This is a genomic window from Bradyrhizobium sp. AZCC 2289 (genome assembly GCF_036924615.1).
In the GTDB taxonomy this organism is placed as follows: domain Bacteria; phylum Pseudomonadota; class Alphaproteobacteria; order Rhizobiales; family Xanthobacteraceae; genus Bradyrhizobium.
Genome location: NZ_JAZHRY010000001.1, coordinates 10223011 through 10243180, shown reverse-complemented (window position 1 = coordinate 10243180; position 20170 = coordinate 10223011). Strand labels below are relative to the sequence as shown.

The window sequence follows — 20170 nt, the reverse complement described above, 5'->3', positions numbered from 1 at the left end:
TAAACCCTTGGGGCTCGCTTGCGGAACCCACAATGCTTTGGCCGTTCAATCACTTCAGGAAACCCCGGACACCCCACCGCGGCACCATTGAAGCCATCTATGGCATGATCGTGACGCGAGCGCGAGAACCGTTGTTTTATCGGGCTTTAGGGGTGCCGGACACGGTTAACGGCCGTTTTGATCTGCTTCTGCTGCATCTGTGGCTGGTGTTGCGGCGCCTGCAGTCGGCTGCGGCCGGTGCTACCCTGTCGCAGGCGCTGTTCGACCATTTTTGCAATGATATGGACGATAATCTGCGCGAAATGGGGGTCGGCGACCTCACGGTGCCGAAACGGATGCAGGCATTTGGCGAGGCGTTTTACGGCCGCACCGCAGCCTATGATCTGGCGCTGACCGGGGGCCCTGAGGCGTTGGCGCAGGCGCTGTGCAAGAATATCCTGAGCGGGGCGGACATCGAAAAGGCACGCCTGCTTGCGGCTTACGCCGAGGCGGTTGTCGCGGCCCTGGCCGGGCTCGACGAGACGGCACTGGTGAGCGGTGCCTGGAAGTTTCCTTCGCCGGAGGCGAACGTGCAGCCATGACCAAGAGTGCCAAGAGTGCAATGACAGAAAAACCGGACCCGTGGCGCGTACCCATCGCCGTGCTGAAAATCCCGGACACGGGGCTGCATCGCGATATCGAGGCCGATGCAGCCACGCGCCACGCGGTGGCCGAAATCGGCGGCTTGCGCGAAGTTCTCTCGGCGCATGCCTCGTTCGATGTAACGCCGCAGAGCAGCGGCCGCTATCATGTGACCGGCCAGGTGCGGGCGCGGATCGGACAGACCTGCGTGGTGACGCTGGAGCCGATGGAGAGCGACATCGACGAACCGATCGACATGATTTTCGCGCCGCCTGAGCAAATTCCAGAACTCTCCGATCTCGTCGACGACGCCGCTGAGAGCGACGAAGACATTCCGGATCCGCCGGAGCCGATCGAGAACGGCATCATCGATCTCGGCAGGGTGGCGACCGACGCGCTGTATCTCGCGGTCGATCCCTATCCGCGCAAACCGGACGCCGTGTTTGAACCGTTGGTGGAAGCCGCTGATCCCGAGGATCATCCGTTTGCCGCCCTGAAAGCGCTGAAGGCCGAGGCCAAACCGGCCGGCGCGAACAAGCCCAAGGGCAAGTGATAAGGGCAAGCGAGACGCGGTTAATGTGGACCGCGCGGGCGCATTCCGGTTGAAGTGGATGCGCCATCTCGCGAGGAATTTCATATAACACATTGAATAAGCTATATTTATTGAACTTTCCGGCTTCCGGGTAGCGCCGGCGGCCGATCCTGAAAGAGCGCGGTCAAGAGGTTGTTTCGGGGCGGGGACACGCTATTGTCGCGGCCCGGCGGAGGCGCAGCGTTGCGCTTTGCCGAGCGCCGCCTTCCGCGGCAGCTTCCAGCGCGCGGCCGGGCTCTAACAGGGCCGCCAGAGATCAGGTTTCCGGGACGTTCATGCCTCAAAAGGTTCGAATCGCGCTTGACGCCATGGGTGGCGATGTCGGCGCATCGGTCGTTATTCCCGGCGCCGCGACGGCGCTAACCCGGCGTCCAGACTCCGAATTTCTGCTCTTCGGCGACAGCGCATTGATCGAAGCGCAACTCGCCAAATACCCCGCGTTGAAGGCAGCCTCGCGCGTTGTCCATACCGACGTCACCGTCAGCATGCACGACAAGCCAAGCCAGGCGCTGCGCCGCGGCCGCAAGACCTCGTCGATGTGGCTGGCGATCGACGCGGTGAAGAAGGGCGAGGCCGACGTTGCGGTATCGGCCGGCAATACCGGCGCGCTGATGGCGATGGCGCGGTTTTGTCTGCGTACGCTGCCCGGCGTCGACAGCCCGGCGATTGCCGCGGTATGGCCGACGGTGCGCGGCGATTCGGTCGTGCTCGATCTCGGCGCCACCATCGGCGGCGATGCGCGCCATCTGGTGACGCTGGCGGTGATGGGCGGCGCGATGGCGAGCGTGCTGTTCAATCTCGAACGGCCGACGGTCGGGCTGCTCAATATCGGGGTCGAGGAGATCAAGGGCCACGAGGAAATTCGCGAGGCCGCCGAATTGTTGCGCGCGATGAATCTGCCCCAGCTCAACTATATCGGCTTTGTCGAAGCCGACGGCATCGGCAAGGGCCTTGCGGACGTGATCGTCTCGGAAGGCTTTAGCGGCAACATTGCGCTGAAGGCCACCGAGGGCACCGCGCGCCAGATCATGGACCTCTTGCGCACCGAGATCTCGAGCCGATGGCTTGCCAGGATCGGCTATCTGTTCGCGCGGGGCGCCTTCCGCGCGCTGCGCGACAAGCTGGACCCGAAGAAATCCAATGGCGGCGTGCTACTCGGGCTCAAGGGCGTCGTCGTCAAAAGCCATGGCGGAACCGACGCCGAGGGCTTTGCCTATGCGATCGATGTTGGCTATGAGATGGTCCGCTACGATCTCCTCACCAAGATCAATCAGATGCTTAATCGCGACGGCAGCGCGCTGGTATCAGCGCAGACCGCGCAGGAGGCTGTCTCGTGACTGCGATACGTTCGGTCGTGCTCGGCTGCGGCTCCTATCTGCCGCAGCGGATCCTGACCAATGCCGAACTGGCGGCCAAGGTAGACACCTCGGACGAGTGGATCGTGCAGCGCACCGGCATCCGGCAGCGCCACATCGCCGCCGAAGGCGAGTTCACCTCGCACTTAGCGATCAATGCCGCGCGCGCCGCCCTGGCCCATGCCGGGGTCGACGCGCAGTCAATCGACCTGATCGTGCTGGCGACCTCGACCCCAGACCAGACTTTTCCGGCGACCGCGGTCGCGGTGCAGAACGGGCTCGGCATCAATCATGGCGCGGCCTTCGACCTGCAGGCGGTCTGTTCCGGCTTCGTTTTTGGGCTCGCCACCGCCGATAATTTCCTGCGCACCGGCGCCTTCAAGCGCGCGCTGGTGATCGGCGCCGAAACCTTTTCGCGCATCCTGGACTGGAACGACCGCGGCACCTGCGTGCTGTTCGGCGACGGCGCCGGCGCCGTCGTGCTGGAGGCGCAGGTCCAGCCGGGAGCACCGTCCGATCGCGGCTTGCTGACGACGCATCTGCGTTCCGACGGCCGGCACAAGGGCAAGCTCTATGTCGATGGCGGTCCGTCCTCGACCCAGACCGTCGGCCATCTCCGGATGGAAGGCCGCGAAGTGTTCAAGCACGCGGTCGGCATGATCACCGACGTGATCGTCGATGCCTTCAACGCCACCGGCGCGACCGCCGACAGCATCGACTGGTTCGTGCCGCACCAGGCCAACAAGCGAATCATCGATGCTTCAGCGCACAAGCTTCATATTGCGCCGCAGAAAGTGGTGCTGACAGTCGACCTCCACGGCAACACCTCGGCGGCCTCGATTCCGCTGGCGTTGGCGGTCGCCGTCAACGACGGACGCGTCAAGAAGGGCGATCTCGTGCTGTTTGAAGCGATGGGCGGCGGCTTCACCTGGGGTTCCGCGCTGCTGCGCTGGTAGGCAGACGCTTAAATTTCGATATAGTTTGTCGCTTGTTTCATGCCTGTGCATGATGAGCGCTGTTGACCATCGCCTGCTAAGCTCCTAATTTCAGGAGACAAAATTTGTTCGCCGAGAGTGCGGGGCAGGCGATGACCGGGACGGGAAAAACAGTCACACGCGTCGATCTATGCGAGGCGGTCTACCAGAAGGTGGGCCTGTCGCGAACGGAGTCGTCTGCGTTCGTCGAGCTTGTTTTGAAGGAGATTACCGACTGCCTGGAGAAGGGCGAGACGGTGAAGCTGTCATCATTCGGTTCGTTCATGGTGCGCAAGAAGGGTCAGCGTATCGGACGTAACCCGAAGACCGGCACCGAGGTGCCGATCTCTCCGCGTCGCGTGATGGTGTTCAAGCCGTCGGCCATTCTGAAGCAGCGCATCAATGGTCATGTTGTCAGTAACGGCGACGGCAAGGAAGACTGAGATTAGTCTCACACGGTAAGGGAGCCAGGCATTTGGACAAGGCGCCGGATGCGTTCCGTACCATCAGCGAGGTCGCGGACGATCTCGACATCCCCCAGCACGTGCTGCGGTTTTGGGAGACGCGGTTCGCCCAGATCAAGCCGATGAAGCGCAGCGGCGGGCGGCGCTATTACCGCCCCGACGACGTCGACCTGCTCAAGGGCATCCGCCGCCTGCTGTACGGCGAGGGCTATACCATCCGCGGCGTGCAGCGGATCCTCAAGGAGCACGGCATCAAATCGGTGCAGGGCATCGCCGACCAGAGCTCGGCGGTCTCGTTCGGCGCGGTCGAGGAAGCGATCGGGCTCAGCCTGAACGAGCCCGACGAAGGCGAGGCCTTGGGCGTCGATACCGATGACGAGGATATCGAGGGCGCCGACAGGGAAGGCATCGACTACCGCTTCGCCGATACCGGCGACGAGGAGATTTTGGCGCCGTTCGGCAAGGCCCGCGCGGCTGCGGCTGCCGCACCGGCCCGTCCGGCGATATCAGCGCAGGACCGCGAGCGCCTCGAACACGCGCTGCAGGATCTGATCGCCTGCCGGCAATTGATCGATTCCGCGCTGAAGGACGGCTAGCGGGCAGGAGACCACGGAGGGGCGGAACCGGCCGCCGTGCCCCTGCCCAAAACCCCGTGGCGCGCCTTGCGCCGGGACCTGATCGCAGCTAATGGAACGGCATCGGAGCGTGGCGCAGCCCGGTTAGCGCACTAGTCTGGGAGACTAGGGGTCGGAGGTTCAAATCCTCTCGCTCCGACCAATTAACTCATTGATTTCTTTTACTGTGATTCCGACCTACTCGATGCGATTCTGATCGTTGGTTGCGAGGCTCCGTGGCTAAGCCGCTGCGGGCTCGACGCGGAAATCGCGAAATCTGCCACACGAAATTCCCGTACGGCGTGCGCCATGTCCCGCCGAAAACCTGTTGGGTCGCGTATCAACGTCGGTATAGTGAGCGAGCAAAGAGTTTGTTGCGCAATCGGGGGTAAGCGGATGTCGATGCCAGCGGTGAAGGGGCCCAACGAAAAATTTTGCACAGACTGCGGATCGGTTATCAGCGCGAGAGCGGAGATATGTCCGAAATGCGGAGTCCGGCAACTTTGCCCTGCTGCTGGGAGGCCTGGGAATTCACAAATTCTATCTGGGCCGCGTAGGTCAGGGGGTACTCTATCTGCTGTTTTGCTGGACCTTCATTCCGACGATCATCGGGTTCATCGAAGGCATTATCTATCTCACCATGAGCGATCAGGCCTTCGAAGCCAAGTATGGCTGAAGGCGGCATTCCCGGCCAATACGTTGACTGGTCGCAGCTTCGACATTCATCGCGTGGGGCGGAATAGCGAAGGCCTATTCCGCCGTTTTTGCTGCATCAAGCTCGTCAAAAAAGCTCTGTCGTTACTTCGGGTATGTGAGTGCCCTTGCACGCGGCTTCGTACAGCTTGCCGCCCACGACCAGATCCAGTTGGTGATCGTTCAATTCAATCGACTTCGCTTGGTCCCTGGCTTCCTGCGGGATATTCTCGTTTTCAGACTGATGCTGGCTCAAGTTGTTGATCCTCAGACTAACGACTATCGCTTATGTCACCGCAATCTATACTGATGACGGAAGCCCCACTGTGACGGTCCTCACGTTTCGCCTGTCTGGTATCGGACCCAAAGGCCGTTATTTGGAACCATCCGGCCGCGCAGGACTCTGAATCTCGCCCTGGCATTCCGCCCCCAAGCCGCCAGGGCACTTCTGGCGACAGTCCCGGCGCCGCTGATAGCCGGGGCTGTCGCTACAGCCAGCGCTGCGGAGTGGCGTGAGCGCCGTTGGTGTAGCCACTTTGCCGAACCGATCCCGCTGCCGGAGGGGCGAATTTTTGCCTCGCTAATCCGCCATTAAATCATACACATGCCGCAACGCCTGCTGCACATTCAGCGCCGCACGCGCGGCCGTGTTGGCATCGGCATCGCCCGCGGATAACACGCACATCGACCAGTTATTTCCAGCCCGCTTTATCCCAGACGCGATTGATTGCGATCTTGCTGACCCTTTCGCAGCCGGGTTGCTGCCGGATTTCCGCCAGCGCGCGTGCCTGCAAATCGTCTATCGAAAGCAGGTGCTTGGCCATTGATGTCACGGGGCCTCACGTCGGGACATGGGCGATCTTGTGCGCGAGATGGCCCGTCTCGTGGTCGCGACGGAGCTGGCTCAGCGAGGTCTCGTTCAGGTTGGCCAGAACGTCGCTCAGTTTCTCGGTTGGGGGATAACCGGCTGCGAAGCCCGGTCCGTAGATCTTGCGCAGCGTACCGACGAGGGTGTTGCCGTGCTTGTGGCTGATTTCGCCATCCTTGTTGCGGTGGCGATTGTCGAGACCTGCCTTGCTCATACTGCTCTCCCTGGTGCCCACGGGCCGGCAGCATCCTCCCGCCGCGACCAAATGGCAACGCATGCGTGGGCACGACGCAACCGCAGCATTTTATGAAATGATCCGCGCTGCCCGAGGCGCAAGCGTGCACGGAGCCGGGCAGGCGGGCATTCCCGCCAGGCCGCATCCGTTCCCCGGCGCGACCGCCGCTATTTCTTGAAGAAGCCGATGATGATCAGCAGGATCACGGCGCCGATGACGGCGTTGACGATGGCCGCGAGGATGCCGCCGACCAGAACAAACCCGATTATCGGCAACAGCCAGCCGGCAATGATGGCGCCGATGATGCCGACCACGATATTGCCGACCAGCCCGAGGCCATAGCCCTTGACGATCAGCCCGGCGAGCCAGCCTGCGACCGCGCCGATGATGAGCCAAATGATGAGCGATTCAATCATGAGCATCCTCCTCATTGTAACACGCCGCGGTATCTCGCGGTCGCCATCATCGGAGCCGGAACGCCCGGCATTCCGCCGCCTTCGCTGCCGTGCACCATTGATCTATCTAAAGTAGTATTACGATCCGCTCCCGTGGCGTTGTCAACTGTAGCTGGCTCCGGTCGGGTCGATCGCACCGCCGTAGCCTGCGCGCGGGTCGCAATCGGCTCTCTGACAGGCTAAGTGGCGCGGGGGTCCGGCCCGGGGGAATCGATGAACAGCGCTTTGCCAATGTCGTCGCTCGTCATTGCGCTGCTTCCCGGGTGGCTGGCTGCCGGTGGACTCGCCGTTAGATATCTCGTGGCGCGCTAACTATCCGGACCCAGCAACAGCGCAAGAACTGTGACGCCAGTCACAGCGGCGCCGACGACCGCGCTGCTAGATTGCCGTCGTCAACGCCAGTCCAATCCTGAGCGAAGGGAGCAACGACAATGACCACCACAATCAATCCGGCTGAATCCTGCGAACGGGATCATCAGACAGCGGAGCTGACCGAATTCGTACTCTTTGAGGTCACCGGCGGTTCACAAAGCTCAGGCGCAGGCGCGGGCAAAGTCACAATCGATCCTTTCCAGATAACGAAGTGGATCGACGCGGCAAGCCCCAAGTTCTTTTTATAGGATAGCAGCGAAGCCGCCAGGGCTTCGTGATCTGCACTAACAACACAAGGGAGACATCGATGAGCAAGCACCAGGACAAGCTCGAGCAGAAATCACCTGCGAAGCCTGAGATCAAGAACGGCAGTGGCGGCCTCGACGATCAGGACCTTGAGAAGGTGACCGGCGGCGATAAAAAGGTGACCGGCCGAGACAAGGGCGTAACTGAGACATTAACGCTCAGCTTTACGGAGTTAAAGTGGGCCTACACCGAGTAGCACTGGGCCGAGAGGACGGCGCCCAAGCGGACTACCGCACGCTCCAGCGTAGGTGTGCGGGCGGCGATAGCAGGCTGCTGGAACACAATGCTGGCGCAAATAGTGCTGCGCCCTAACGGCTGAATTTCGAAATCGTCACCCAGTCCTTGTGATCCTTGTCAGTGCTTTCGCCCTTAATATCCCCAAAGTTCAAAAAACTGTCGATGGCACCTGCCGAGACCTTGTCCAACTCCTCCTGGGTCAATTCGGTGGTGACCTCGCTGGTCTTCGCTTTCCTGGTTGGCTTCCTGATCTTGGTCATGGCGGAACCCCGTTGTTGGTCGCAGGGCCCAGCATGGCAACACGGGTCGGTTTCAGGATGACTTCACGCGAGAGAAAAATGGTTTCGCTCGCATCGCAGCACGCCCATGTCCGTTTTGTGCCGGTCGTGTTGCAAAAGTCGGCAACCGAACGTCTCCAAGAATTTCGCGAACGTCGATTTTTGGACGGCGCTACCCGGACGACTACCTATCCAGTATAAGACCATGCGTCGGTGCGGCGACGCCGCACTGCATCCGCGAAGCCAACCATGCAGCCTCCCGCGCCCGCCGATCCGGATACGATCTTTGCCCGCACCACGGCACTGCTCGCGTCCGGCGCGAGCGGCGAGGCGCTTGAGCTGCTCGGCGCGGCTCGTGCCAGCTTTCCTGAGCACGCCGGTATTGCAGGTCGCTACTCGGACGCGCTGCATCTGGCCGGACGGCTCGACGAGGCGGTTGATGCCTATCAGGTCGCACTCCGGCTCGATGCAACGTCGACGCAGTCATGGTACGGTCTCGGTTGTGTGCATCTGGCGCGGCGGCAATACGGCGCGGCTGCACGGGCGCTGAAACGCGCGGTCGTGCGGCAGCCTGATGCCGGTCTCCCGAACCACAGTCTTGCCGAGGCCCTTTACCAACTCGGACATGTGGATGCCGCCATCGATCATTTCCAACGCGCTTCCCGCGCCGGGATTCCAGGGTTGGCCGAGGTCGCGCGAAGCAACATCGCTTGCATCATCCCGGGCAGTAGCGCGGCTGACAATGCAGCTGTACTGCGCGCGCGGCAGGACTGGGCGGCGCTCGAGGCAAACAAGATTCCCTCGTCTGCGCGTCGCCGGAATGTGCGGACGGCCAAGGGTCTAAAGCTCCGCATTGGCTATCTCTCGGCCTTTTTCGGTGAGCGGAACTGGATGAAGCCGGTCTGGGCCCTGATCAATTGTCATGACCGCGCGCGCTTCGAAGTGCACATGTTTTCCGATGGTGGCCGTCCTTCCGCCGATAACGGCTACCGCGACCATCCGGACGACAATATCCATGTCATCCGCGGGGTCGCGAACGAGCGGGTGGACCGGATCATCGCCGGTGCGGGCATCGATGTACTGATCGATTTGAACGGTTACAGTTTCCAGGGTCGCCTGCCGCTGCTGATGCGGCGCCCGGCGCCGGTGATCGTCGGTTGGTTCAATATGTTCGCAACCACCGGCATCGCCGCCGTCGACTGGCTGGTGGGCGATAGCGCGGTTATCCCTCCAGGCGAGGAGCCGTACTACGTCGAGCGCATCCACCGCCTGCCCAGCACGTATCTGGCCTTCGAGGTACTTTATCCGGTTCCGGAGGTCGCACCGCTGCCGTCACTGACCCATGGGGCCATCACCTTCGGATGCCTCGGCTCGCAGTACAAGCTCACCGATGCCGTGCTTGGTGCCTGGGCGCGCATCCTGAAAGGGGCGCCGGCCGCAGGACTCTTCATCAAGAACCGCGCGCTGGAGGATACCTCCACCCGCGCCGACTTGCTCGACCGTCTGGCCCGCCACGGCGTGGACGCGGCGCGTGTCACGCTGGAAGGCCATGCGGAGCATTTCGACTTCCTGCGCGCCTATGACCGGATCGACATCGCGCTTGATACGTTCCCGTACAACGGCGGCACGACAACGACGGAGGCGCTGTGGCAAGGCGTGCCGGTCCTGGCGTTCAACGGTGACCGTTGGGCCGCCCGCACCAGCCGTTCGTTGCTGCTGGCCGCCGGATTGCAGGATTGGGTTCTGCCTGACGCAGAGAGCTACGTGCAACGCGCCATCGCGCTTGCCGCCGACCCGGCAACGCCGGCACGGCTGGCAACTTTGCGCGGAGAGCTGCGCGACCGGCTGCGCGCCGCGCCGGTCTGCGATTCCGTCGGAATGTGCCGCGCGATGGAGGCGTTCTACCAGCTGGCGGCGGCCGGCGTCACATAGGCGACAGCGCAGCCTCGAATTGAGCCCAAGAGCATTTTTGCGGGCATTTTTGCCGGGCAACAAACCCACGACCGCGGATGATGTGTATCCGCGGTTTGGGCAATGCCGGAGCCCCAAGGTTCAGCTCTGATAACTCAGAAACCCGTCACCATCACCCAGTCCTTGTGGTCTTTGTCGGTGCTTTTTGATATCCCCAAACTTCAGGAACCCGTTGTATGCACCTGCCGAGACCTTGCCCAGCTCCTCCGGGGTCAATTCGTTGGCGGCTTCGGTGGTGTTCAGTGCCTTGGATGACTTCCGCTGCGGTTGGAATTGCATCGTATCTCTCCTGGGGTTTTCGGGTCCGTGGGGTTGCCCGGCGAAAACCTTTCCTCTCTCGCCGATGGTTGATGGGTGGCACGGCCTCGTCCCGAAAACTGTGATGTTGGGCACAGAGTTTGCGCGATGCTGCGCTGCGCCACATTCATCGCGCAGGGAAGGCCGAGTGTTCCGGTGAACCTGTGGCGACCAACTCGCGGGGACGGCACGCGCGGATGCGAAATGGCGATGATGCACATGATGCATGGCTCGCACATGAGGATGATGAAGTCGGGGATGTAGATCGCAGCGAGGTGGCGGAGCAGGGCAACGCGCGGTTTTTCCGTGGCGCGGACATCGTGTGACCCGTCATGCCGTGACGGCAAAGAGCTTTACCGGCCGGGGCGGAATGCTAGACTTCGCCCGGGCCCCGCGCGCGGCTCACGAAAACAACGACAGAAAAACCAACAACAGAAGAGAAGGGAGCCGCGATCTCCATGAAGGATTTTGCCGGAAAGATTGCTGTCATCACCGGAGGCGGTACGGGAATGGGCCGCGAGCTGGCGCGTCAGCTCGTCGCCGAGGGCTGCAATGTCGCGATGTGCGACGTCTCCGCCGAGGCGATGGCCGAGACCAAGCGGTTGTGCGAGGTCGAAAGACTGCCGCAGGGGCTGCGCATCACCACCCATGTCGCCGACGTCTCCATCGAGGACCAGTTTTTGCGGTTTCGCGACGAGCTGATCGAGCAGCAGGCGACCGACAAGATCCATTTACTGTTCAACAATGCCGGCATCGGCGGCGGCGGCAGCCTGTTCACCAACACGCGCGAGCAGTGGGAGCGGACCTTCAACATCTGCTGGGGCGGCGTCTATCTCGGCGTCCGCACCTTCCTGCCGCTGCTCGTGAAGGCTGACGAGGGCCACATCGTCAACACCTCCAGCGTCAACGGGTTTTGGGCGTCGGTCGGCCTCGGCGTCTCGCACACCGCCTATTGTTCCGCCAAATTCGCGGTGAAGGGTTTTACCGAAGCGCTGATGAACGATCTCAGGCTCAACGCGCCGCATATCAAATGTTCGGTGGTGATGCCCGGCCATATCGGCACCTCGATCGTCTCCAACTCGCGCAAGGTGCAGAACGGCTCCGACCAGCTGACGCCGAACGAGATCGTGCAGACGCGCCAGCGGCTGAAGGGCATGGGCATCGACGTGGCTCCGATGTCGGATGACCAGATCCAGCAGATCGCGCTCGACCGCGCGCAAAAATTCCACGATGAGGCGCCAACCACGGCGGCGGCCGCGGCAAAAATCATCCTCGACGGCGTCAAGGCCGAACGCTGGCGCATCCTGGTCGGCGACGACGCCCACCGGCTCGACCAGCGCGTGCGGCAGGCGCCGGAAAAAGCCTACACGCCGGAATTTTATCAGAGCTTTGCCGAGGAGGTCGGCTGGCGGCTGGGATGAGGGTCCCTGTCGTTCCGGGGCGGGAGCGAAGCGAGCGAACTCCGATGTGCAATTGCACATCGAAGTTCGATGCTGCGCATCGCCCCGGAATGACGTTTGGGAGCTACCCGTGCACGACCGTCTTTGCGATCATGCAGTGAATGCCCTTTGACCCGTTCACGGTCTGCGTCACCCGCAAATCCGCAGCCAGGCTGCAGAGCGTGTAGGCGTCCTCGCGCGACAGGTTTCGCTTTTCGCCGAGCAGGGCGATCATGTCGCGCAGCGACCGCACCACGCATTGATCGAGGTCGGGGTCCATCGCCATCGTCAAATAATGCGTCTGCGTTTCCGCACGGGGATAGTCGAGCCTGATGTCCTTGCGCAGCGTCAGCCTGAAGCGGCCCTGCAGCGCGGTCTCGATCGCGGTGACGCAGACTTCGCCATCGCCCTGCACGCCGTGGCCGTCGCCGCAGGAAAACAGCGCGCCCGGCACGAACACCGGCAGATACAATTTGGCGCCGGCGCCGAGCTCCTTGTTGTCGAGGTTGCCGCCCATCGCGCGCGGGATCAGCGAGGTGATGCGGCCCCAGGCGGGCGGCGGCGCAACCCCCATCACGCCGAAGAACGGTGCGAGCGGCAGATCGAGCCCCCATGGCAGCCGGCCGACCATCCGCTCGCGGTCGAGCGGAATGTTCAGGAGCCGCGTTTCGTGGAAATCGTCGGGCAGGGTGCCGGCCAGCGGACGGATCAAATTGTAGCCCCAATCCTGCCTGAGCTGAACGTCGAGGATGTCCACTTCCAGCACATCGCCGGGCTCGGCGCCTTCGATCGCAATGGGGCCGGTCAGGATATGGCCGGGCACCATCCGCTCGCTGCGGGCATGAATATCGGCAAGCTCGGGCGGAATATGGAATTTGCTTCTGTCCGGCAGTACGTCCGGCCCGCCGCTGACGGTATCGACCGTGACTTCGTCGCCGCTGGCGATGGTCAGGACAGGCTTCAATTTCGCTTCGAAAAAGCCCCAGTGGCAGGTTTCGGGGCTGGAATGCAGGTGATGATGTGTCATGAGGAGCTTTCTTGTCGGCGTGATTGTCTTCTATTTGTCATTGCCGGGCATAGTAGTCTGCCTGCGCAGACTGCGTATACTTGTCAGTGCTCCCGGCAATCCATCATTTTTTGAACAAGCCTTTTGTGAAGATAGATGGATACGCGGGTCAAGCCCGCGTATGACAGTGAATCCGAGGTTCGGCGCAGCGTCCATTCAAAAGAGAATTTCCCTTGTTTTTTGTGCTCTCCAAGACGCTCGGCCACATGATGCTGCCGGTGAACTTTTTGATCGGCATTGGGTTGGCAGGCCTGATCCTGCTGGCCACGCGCTTTGCGTCGCTGGGCCGCAAGCTTGCGATATCAGCGCTCGTGCTGCTCGCGATCTGCGCCTATTCGCCGCTCGGAAACGTTCTGCTCTACCCGCTGGAGGCGCGCTTTCCGTCATGGGATGCGGCGCGTGGCGCGCCGGATGGAATCATCGTGCTCGGCGGATCGATCGAAGCGGATATCTCGGCCGCGCATGGCACAGCGGTAGTGCGAGGCGCGCCTGACCGCATTATAGGCGCGGCGGCGCTGGCGCTTCGTTATCCGAATGCGCGGGTGGTTTTCTCCGGCGGCAGCCCGAACCTGATTTCCAACGATGCAAGGGAAGCCGACTACGCCGGCGCTATCTTCGAAAGCCTCGGCATTGCCAAGTCGCGGCTGATCATGGAGCGGGGCTCGCGCAACACGCTTGAAAATGCCGAGTTCTCCAAGGCGCTGCTTGCGCCGAAGGAGGGCGAGCGCTGGCTGCTGGTGACATCGGCCTACCACATGCCGCGATCGGTCGGCCTGTTTCGCAAAGCGGGATTTTCCGTCGAGCCCTATCCGGTCGACTGGCGGGTCGGCGGGCGCGGCGATCTCCTTGCGTTTACGGACGTGGCCGTTGACGGACTGGGACGAACGGACCTCGCGGTGCGCGAATGGATGGGCCTGATTGCCTACCGGGCCACCGGCAAGATCGACGATTTGCTGCCGGGACCGGCCCTGAAGTAGGTCGCAACCGATCGTCAATGCGGCTAGAATTGCCGCAAACAGGCGCGCAAGGTTTCGCCGATTTGGGAGTTTACGCCATGCAACAGCAATCGCCGCCGGAACAATTCGATTTGTCCGGTATGGTGGACGACCTGAATGCCTTGCTGCGGCTGAAGACCACCGTGATCGGCATCAAGATGTTCGCAGCCGTGGAGGAGATGGCGGCGATCCCGAAGATCAGGCGTCCGACCGCCGTTCATACCACCGATCAGATCGTCAGCATGGCATCGCGGCTGGGCTGGACCGTCGGCATCACCGGCGACGATCTCGTCGGCGCGCAATGCCGCGCGGTGATCGGCCTCAGCCCCCAGGACGACAAATGGCTTGCCGGCGAAAACTATGTCGGCGTCTGGCATGGCACCGCCGAGGATGCGCGTAAGCGCCAGGAGGCGCTCGACGTCGTGCCCTATGGCCGGTACCAGGCGATGGCGGTCAGTCCGCTCGTAAGCGGCCGGCTCAACCCGCCCGATATTTGTCTGGTCTACGCGACGCCGGGCCAGATGATCATCTTGATCAACGGCCTGCAATATACCGGCTACAAGAAGTTCGAATGGGGCGTGGTCGGTGAGACCGCCTGCGCCGATTCATGGGGACGGGCGCTCAAGACCGGCGAGCCCTCGCTGTCGCTGCCGTGCTTCGCCGAGCGCCGTTATGGCGGCGTGCCCGATGAAGAGATGCTGATGGCGCTGCAGCCGGCGCATCTCGCCAAGGCCATCGGCGGCATGAAACAGCTTGCCAAAAACGGTCTGCGCTATCCGATCGCGCCCTACGGCATTCAGGCCGACGTCCGCGCCGGCATGGGCGTTTCCTACGCCAAGAAATAGCCTTGCGAAATGGAGCGGAAACCGTCATTGCGAGCGAAGCGAAGCAATCCATGATGCCGCAAAGAAGGTATGGATTGCTTCGTGGCAACGCTCCTCGCAATGACGAGTCTTAAGGGAAATCAACGTATGTATTCGTCGAAATTCGACATCGTCGTCTATGGCGCCAGCGGTTTTACCGGCCAGCTCGTCGCCGAATATCTCGCCGCGCATTACACGGGCGACGCCAATCTGAAATGGGCAATGGCCGGCCGCAGCAAGGACAAGCTCGCCACCGTGCGCGATGCGATCGGCGCGCCCGCGGATACGCCCCTGATCGTTGCCGATGCCAGCGATCCCGCCTCGCTAAAGGCCATGGTGGCACAGACCAAATCGGTGATCACGACCGTCGGCCCGTATCAGCTCTATGGCTCCGATCTGGTTGCGGCCTGTGCGGCGGCGGGGGTCGATTATTTCGACCTCAGCGGCGAGCCGGTCTGGATGCGCCAGATGATTGATGCACACGAGGCGACGGCGAAATCGACCGGCGCGCGAATCGTGTTTTCCTGCGGTTTCGACTCGATTCCCTTTGAACTCGGCGTGTTCTGTGCGCAGGAGGAAGCGAAGAAGGTTTTCGGCGCGCCGGTCAACCGCGTCAAAGGCCGCGTCCGCGCCATGAAGGGAACATTCTCCGGCGGCACCGCGGCGAGCGCCAGGGCGAGTTTCGCGGCGGCGGCGAAAGACCTGAGCCTGGTTGCGATGTTCCAGAATCATTTCGTGCTGACGCCCGGATTCGAAGGCCCGAAGCAGCCACGAGCCAACAAACCGGCGCTGGACGAGGATATGGGCCAGTGGACGACGCCCTTCGTGATGGCGAGCATCAACACCCGCAACGTGCATCGCTCCAACATGCTGATGAATTTTCCGTACGGCAAAGACTTCGTTTATGACGAAATGGTCCTGACCGGTGCGGGAGAGCAGGGCGAAGCCAACGCCAAGCGCGTCGTTGCGGCCGTCAACGCCGAGCGGATCGGCGCATCGTCGGACGGACCGAAGCCCGGCGAGGGGCCTTCGAAAGCAGAGCGCGAGAACGGCATGTACGATCTCTTGTTCGTCGCCATCGCTCCCGATGGGAAGCAGGCGCGTGCGGTAGTCAAGGGCGATCGCGATCCCGGCTATGGCTCGACCTCGAAGATGATCTCGGAATGCGCGATCTGCCTGCTGCGCGACACGCCGGATGTTGCCGCGGGATTTTGGACGCCCGGCGCCGCGATGGGGCACAAGCTGATCAAGCGCCTCGCCGACCACGCCGGGCTGACGTTCTCCGTCGAAAAGTAGCTCTATTTTCGAGCGTCTTCTTTTAAGAAATCAGAGTATGTATTCGCCGAAATTCGACATCGTCGTCTATGGCGCCACCGGCTTTACCGGCCAACTCGTCGCCGAATATCTCGCCACGCAATACGAGGGCGACGCCAATCTGAAATGGGCGATGGCCGGACGCAGCAAGGACAAGCTCGCCTCGGTGCGCGATGCGATCGGCGCGCCGGCGGATACCCCCTTGATCGTCGCCGACGCTGGCGACCCCGCCTCGCTGAAGGCGATGGTCGGTCAGACCAAATCGGTGATCTCGACCGTCGGTCCGTATCAGCTCTACGGCACCGACCTGCTTGCGGCCTGTGTGGCGTCGGGAACGGACTATTTCGATCTCTGCGGCGAGCCTTTGTGGATGCGCGAGATGATCGAGAAGCACGAGGCGACGGCGAAATCGACCGGTGCGCGCATCGTATTCTCCTGCGGTTTCGACTCGCTGCCGTTCGAGCTCGGCGTGTTCTGTGTGCAGGAGGAGGCGAAGAAAATGTTCGGCGCTCCGGCCAGCCGCGTCAAGGGCCGCGTCCGTGCCATGGACTTGAAGCACTCCGGTGGCACGGCAGCGAGCATGAAGGCGAGCTTCGTGGCGACGGCGCGTGATCTCAGCCTGGTGGCGCTGTTGCGGAATCCGTTCGCGCTGACACCTGGCTTTGAGGGCCCGAAGCAGCCGCCGGGCAACCGGCCGCTGTTGGATCAGGAACTGGATTCCTGGACCGCGCCGTTTCCGATGTCGACCATCAATACCCGCAACGTGCACCGCTCCAACGTCTTGATGGGCTTTCCCTACGGCCGGGATTTCGTCTACGACGAGATGATGCTGACGGGCCCCGGCGAGAAGGGCGAAGAGACCGCCAGGCGCGTTACGGCCGCCATCAATGCCGAGAAGATGGGGCCATCCAGCGGACCGAAGCCGGGCGAGGGTCCTTCGAAGCAGGAGCGCGAGAGCGGCATGTACGATCTGCTGTTCGTCGCCTTCGCTCCCGATGGGAAGCAGGCGCGCGCGGCAGTCAAGGGCGATCGCGATCCCGGCTATGGCTCGACCTGCAAGATGATCTCGGAATGTGCCATCTGCCTGCTGCGCGACACGCCGGACGTTCCTGCGGGAATCTGGACGCCCGGCGCCGCGATGGGGCACAAGCTGATCAAACGTCTGGTCGACAACGCCGGGCTGACGTTCACGGTAGAGAAGTAACGCTTTCCTACCTCGCCCCGCTTGCGGGCAACGCGCCGTCTAGGAAGCCTGCAACGGCTCCCTGAACGTGTGATCGCTAGTGACCTTGTAGCGCTCGGCGGCGACGAACAGGCCCCACATCGTGCCCAGCATCATCCAGAAATGCCGCCAGTGGTCGGTATCGATGATGAAGCTTTCGCCGACCGTGCCGAGATAGGCCGCGAAGATCGCGAGATAAGTGCGCTGCCAGGGCAGCGGCACGAAGATGTAGCGAAACCCGGTCATCGCGGTGACGAACACCAGCGCCGGATAGCAGACGCCGGACAGCCAGCCGCCGGACATGAACGCGTTCAGATAGGAATTGTGCGTGTCTTCGGGGAAGTAGTTGTGGAACTGCAGCGGCCCGATCCCGAACGGCAGATCGAGCGCCATGTCGGCGCCGAGGATATGGCGGCCGAAGCGGCCGAAGCGGCCCTCGTCGTAGCTCTGGTCGAAGCTCGCACGCTGCTTGAACATGTCGGCGATGGAATCGAACGACAGCAGCACCGCGATCAGCGCGGCGGCGAGAATGACGGCGACGATCGCCATCACGATGATGCGCGAGCGTTGCGCCTGCGAGCGGCTGGTCAAGACCATCAGCGCCAGCATGAAGGCCGAGGTCAGCACGAGGCCGCCCCAGGCCGCCCGCGAAAACGCCAGCAGGATCGCCAGCGACATGACGCCGAGCGCCAGCGCGTTGCGGAACGACTTGCGGAATTTGTCCGAGACGACGCTTTGCAGGGCGAACAAGGCGGGAAGGATCAGGAACGCGCCGAGCACGTTCGGATCCTTGAAGGTGCCGCTGGCGCGTTCGTAGAGCGTGAACAGGCCGTGCCCGCCGGGGACGAGATTGAAATAGCCGACGAGCGCCGCCGCCGACGCAATCATCGCGCCAACGACCAGGCCGCGTCTGAGCATATCGAGCCGCGCCGCGGTATCCTCGGAGACGACCATCGCGAAAAACATCACGGTGACCGCCATGTACCAGGAGGTCGCGATCCAGTTGCCGACATTGGGCCGGTCCATCACCGCAACCGCGCTGATGGTGTAGCCGACATTGAGCAGGAACAGCAGCAGAAGCACCGGCACGAACACCAGCCGCATCCGCAGGCCGGTGGCGAAGAAGATCACGGAGGCGGTGAGCGTCACCAGCTCATAGGGGCTCGGTTCGATGAAGACGATGGCGCCGGATGCACCGACCAGCCAGACCAGCGCGCGCTGCAAGGCGAGCACGCCGGGCGCGGCCGTCATCGATGGAAGCGAACTCCCCGCTGTCGCCGCATACGCCATCACACACTCGTAAAATTACGCAACGCAACCCGTACGCAAATCCTGTAGATATCAGTAGGCGTTCTCGTTCTTCATCATCAGCGCCAGCGGCGTCTTGAGCAGAATGAAAAGATCGAACAGCACCGACCAGTTCTCGATATAATTGAGATCGAACTCGACGCGCTTCTGGATCTTCTCGTCGGTGTCGACTTCGCCGCGCCAGCCATTGATCTGCGCCCAGCCGGTAATGCCGGGCTTGACGCGGTGACGCGCGAAATAACCGTCGACCGCTTCGTCGAACAGCCGGCTCTGCAATTTGCCCTGCACGGCGTGCGGGCGGGGACCGACCAGCGACAGATTGCTCTTGAACACGACGTTAAAGAGTTGCGGCAGTTCGTCGAGGCTGGTCTTGCGGATGAAACGTCCGACACGGGTGACGCGGGGATCGTCCTTGGTCACGACCTTCGAGGCCGTCGGATCGGCCTGGTGATGGTACAGCGAGCGGAACTTGAAGACGTCGATGCGCTCGTTGTTGAAGCCGAACCGTTTCTGGCGGAACAGCACCGGGCCCGAGCTGTCGAGCTTGATCGCGAGCGCGATCAGTCCCATCACCGGAAGCGCCACGAGCAGCACCAGCGCGCCGACGACATGGTCGAACAGCCATTTCATCACCAGGTCCCAGTCGGTGATCGGCGCCTCGAACACGTCGAGGGTAGGCACCTCGCCGAGATAGGAATAGGAGCGGGGACGGAAGCGCAGCTTGTTGGTGTGGGCGGAAAGCCGGATATCCACCGGCAGCACCCACAGCTTCTTCAGCATTTCGAGGATCCGCGTCTCCGCCGAAATCGGCAGCGCGAACAAGACGAGGTCGACGCGGGTGCGGCGGGCGAATTCGACGATGTCGTCGACCTTGCCGAGTTTTGGGCTGCCGGCGCAGGTGTCGAGCGCGCGATCATCGTTGCGGTCGTCGAACACGCCGAGCACGTCGATATCGGAATCGTCCTGGGTCTTCAGCGCCTGGACCAGCTGCTCGCCGCTCTGGTCGGCGCCGACCACGATGGTGCGGCGGTCGAGACGGCCCTGACGGGCCCAGCCGCGCACCATCGCCCGCAGGAACACGCGTTCGGCGATCAACGCCGCTAAGCCAGCGAAGAAAAACGTCGAGAGCCAGAGCCGCGAAATCTCGCTGCCGAGCTTGACGATGAAGGATGCGCCGATGAACAGCAGGAACACGAAGGCCCAGGACGAAACCATCCGCGCCATCTGCAGGAGATTGCCGCGAAACACCTGGACTTCGTAGATATCGGCGGCCTGAAAGCAGATCACCGCGGTTGCGGCCATGGCGAAAATCGCCGCGACATATTCCCAGTGAAAGCCCGCCAGCCGCGACACATAGCAAAAATAGAGCGCGACGCCGATCAGGCTGAGCAGGATGAAGTCGGCAAGGCGCACGGCGCCCGCGATCACGATCGGCGAATAGGCGCCGCGTACTTTCTGGTTGGTGACGGCGAGGGCGGCCGGCGTCAGCCGGCGGCGGCGTTCGACCTGCGGGCGATCGGCCGTCGCGGCGGCCGCAGCGTCCAACATCGAGCGAGCGTTAATCGGTTCCAATTTGTCCACGTCCCGTTCTTGCAGCGACACATAGGGACGTGCCTGCCGAGGCGGAATTC

The 20170-nt window shown here is 62.4% G+C and carries 24 protein-coding genes and 1 tRNA gene; 16 read left to right on the top strand and 9 right to left on the bottom strand.

What is annotated here, in order from left to right; all coding sequences use genetic code 11:
* Positions 1–32 precede the first annotated feature (32 nt).
* The 8 genes from V1289_RS48350 (at position 33) to V1289_RS50125 (ending at position 5296) form a co-directional block, all read left to right on the top strand.
* On the top strand, positions 33–581 hold the full coding sequence (locus tag V1289_RS48350; protein ID WP_334406906.1) for a ubiquinol-cytochrome C chaperone family protein: 549 nt from the start codon (positions 33–35) through the stop codon (positions 579–581).
* A 20-nt stretch (positions 582–601) separates the two neighbouring features.
* On the top strand, positions 602–1174 hold the full coding sequence (locus tag V1289_RS48345; RefSeq protein ID WP_334406904.1) for a YceD family protein: 573 nt from the start codon (positions 602–604) through the stop codon (positions 1172–1174).
* A gap of 314 nt (positions 1175–1488) precedes the next feature.
* Positions 1489–2550 (top strand): phosphate acyltransferase PlsX, encoded by a 1062-nt coding sequence (gene plsX / locus V1289_RS48340; RefSeq protein ID WP_334406902.1) that lies wholly within the window; start codon positions 1489–1491, stop codon positions 2548–2550.
* A complete protein-coding gene (locus V1289_RS48335; protein WP_334406900.1) occupies positions 2547–3524 on the top strand; it encodes a beta-ketoacyl-ACP synthase III in 978 nt (325 codons plus the stop codon). Before plsX ends, V1289_RS48335 begins: the two co-directional genes overlap by 4 nt.
* Before the next feature lie 131 nt (positions 3525–3655).
* Positions 3656–3985, top strand: a complete 330-nt coding sequence (locus V1289_RS48330; protein WP_074276276.1) for an integration host factor subunit alpha — start codon at positions 3656–3658, stop codon at positions 3983–3985.
* A gap of 32 nt (positions 3986–4017) precedes the next feature.
* Complete coding sequence (locus V1289_RS48325; protein WP_334406898.1) at positions 4018–4602, top strand: MerR family transcriptional regulator; 585 nt, start codon at positions 4018–4020, stop codon at positions 4600–4602.
* Positions 4603–4705: 103 nt separating this feature from the next.
* Positions 4706–4783, top strand: a tRNA-Pro gene (locus V1289_RS48320).
* A gap of 345 nt (positions 4784–5128) precedes the next feature.
* Positions 5129–5296 (top strand): TM2 domain-containing protein, encoded by a 168-nt coding sequence (locus V1289_RS50125; protein ID WP_442896237.1) that lies wholly within the window; start codon positions 5129–5131, stop codon positions 5294–5296.
* A 105-nt stretch (positions 5297–5401) separates the two neighbouring features.
* Here V1289_RS50125 and V1289_RS48315 read toward each other — a convergent pair whose 3' ends face one another.
* The 4 genes from V1289_RS48315 to V1289_RS48300 all read right to left on the bottom strand — a co-directional run bounded on the left by V1289_RS48315 (position 5402) and on the right by V1289_RS48300 (position 6832).
* On the bottom strand, positions 5402–5569 hold the full coding sequence (locus V1289_RS48315; RefSeq protein WP_334406896.1) for a hypothetical protein: 168 nt from the start codon (positions 5567–5569) through the stop codon (positions 5402–5404).
* A gap of 436 nt (positions 5570–6005) precedes the next feature.
* Complete coding sequence (locus V1289_RS48310) at positions 6006–6137, bottom strand: hypothetical protein (RefSeq protein ID WP_334406895.1); 132 nt, start codon at positions 6135–6137, stop codon at positions 6006–6008.
* A gap of 15 nt (positions 6138–6152) precedes the next feature.
* On the bottom strand, positions 6153–6395 hold the full coding sequence (locus V1289_RS48305) for a hypothetical protein (RefSeq protein ID WP_334406893.1): 243 nt from the start codon (positions 6393–6395) through the stop codon (positions 6153–6155).
* Between the two features lie 188 nt (positions 6396–6583).
* Entirely contained in the window at positions 6584–6832 is a 249-nt protein-coding gene (locus V1289_RS48300; RefSeq protein WP_442896154.1) for a GlsB/YeaQ/YmgE family stress response membrane protein, read from the bottom strand.
* Positions 6833–7302: 470 nt separating this feature from the next.
* Here V1289_RS48300 and V1289_RS48295 point away from each other — a divergent pair, with 470 nt between their 5' ends.
* The gene (locus V1289_RS48295; protein ID WP_334406889.1) at positions 7303–7491 is read left to right on the top strand and encodes a type VI secretion system tube protein Hcp; all 189 of its coding nucleotides are present in this window, start codon (positions 7303–7305) and stop codon (positions 7489–7491) included.
* Positions 7492–7550: 59 nt separating this feature from the next.
* Positions 7551–7745: a hypothetical protein gene (locus tag V1289_RS48290; RefSeq protein ID WP_334406887.1), complete on the top strand. Its 195-nt coding sequence runs from the start codon at positions 7551–7553 to the stop codon at positions 7743–7745.
* Positions 7746–7857: 112 nt separating this feature from the next.
* Here the strand turns inward: V1289_RS48290 and V1289_RS48285 are convergent, their stop codons facing one another.
* Positions 7858–8046, bottom strand: coding sequence for a type VI secretion system tube protein Hcp (locus V1289_RS48285; protein ID WP_334406885.1), 189 nt, complete (start codon positions 8044–8046; stop codon positions 7858–7860).
* Between the two features lie 267 nt (positions 8047–8313).
* Between V1289_RS48285 and V1289_RS48280 the strand changes: the two genes are divergently transcribed.
* Positions 8314–9996, top strand: coding sequence for an O-linked N-acetylglucosamine transferase, SPINDLY family protein (locus V1289_RS48280; RefSeq protein ID WP_334406883.1), 1683 nt, complete (start codon positions 8314–8316; stop codon positions 9994–9996).
* A gap of 120 nt (positions 9997–10116) precedes the next feature.
* Here the strand turns inward: V1289_RS48280 and V1289_RS48275 are convergent, their stop codons facing one another.
* Positions 10117–10314 (bottom strand): hypothetical protein, encoded by a 198-nt coding sequence (locus V1289_RS48275; protein WP_334406881.1) that lies wholly within the window; start codon positions 10312–10314, stop codon positions 10117–10119.
* Positions 10315–10790: 476 nt separating this feature from the next.
* Here V1289_RS48275 and V1289_RS48270 point away from each other — a divergent pair, with 476 nt between their 5' ends.
* Positions 10791–11753, top strand: a complete 963-nt coding sequence (locus V1289_RS48270) for an SDR family oxidoreductase (RefSeq protein WP_334406879.1) — start codon at positions 10791–10793, stop codon at positions 11751–11753.
* Positions 11754–11856: 103 nt separating this feature from the next.
* Here the strand turns inward: V1289_RS48270 and V1289_RS48265 are convergent, their stop codons facing one another.
* Complete coding sequence (locus tag V1289_RS48265; RefSeq protein WP_334406876.1) at positions 11857–12798, bottom strand: acetamidase/formamidase family protein; 942 nt, start codon at positions 12796–12798, stop codon at positions 11857–11859.
* Positions 12799–13010: 212 nt separating this feature from the next.
* Between V1289_RS48265 and V1289_RS48260 the strand changes: the two genes are divergently transcribed.
* The 4 genes from V1289_RS48260 (at position 13011) to V1289_RS48245 (ending at position 17213) form a co-directional block, all read left to right on the top strand.
* Entirely contained in the window at positions 13011–13814 is an 804-nt protein-coding gene (locus V1289_RS48260; protein ID WP_334406874.1) for a YdcF family protein, read from the top strand.
* A 77-nt stretch (positions 13815–13891) separates the two neighbouring features.
* A complete protein-coding gene (locus V1289_RS48255; protein ID WP_334406873.1) occupies positions 13892–14677 on the top strand; it encodes a DUF169 domain-containing protein in 786 nt (261 codons plus the stop codon).
* A gap of 126 nt (positions 14678–14803) precedes the next feature.
* Entirely contained in the window at positions 14804–15991 is a 1188-nt protein-coding gene (locus tag V1289_RS48250; RefSeq protein ID WP_334406872.1) for a saccharopine dehydrogenase family protein, read from the top strand.
* A 37-nt stretch (positions 15992–16028) separates the two neighbouring features.
* On the top strand, positions 16029–17213 hold the full coding sequence (locus V1289_RS48245; RefSeq protein ID WP_334406871.1) for a saccharopine dehydrogenase family protein: 1185 nt from the start codon (positions 16029–16031) through the stop codon (positions 17211–17213).
* A gap of 39 nt (positions 17214–17252) precedes the next feature.
* On the opposite strand, the gene V1289_RS48240 is transcribed toward V1289_RS48245, so the two are convergent.
* Positions 17253–18521: an O-antigen ligase family protein gene (locus tag V1289_RS48240; RefSeq protein ID WP_334406869.1), complete on the bottom strand. Its 1269-nt coding sequence runs from the start codon at positions 18519–18521 to the stop codon at positions 17253–17255.
* Positions 18522–18572: 51 nt separating this feature from the next.
* Positions 18573–20087 (bottom strand): undecaprenyl-phosphate glucose phosphotransferase, encoded by a 1515-nt coding sequence (locus V1289_RS48235; RefSeq protein WP_334406867.1) that lies wholly within the window; start codon positions 20085–20087, stop codon positions 18573–18575.
* Positions 20088–20170 lie beyond the last annotated feature (83 nt).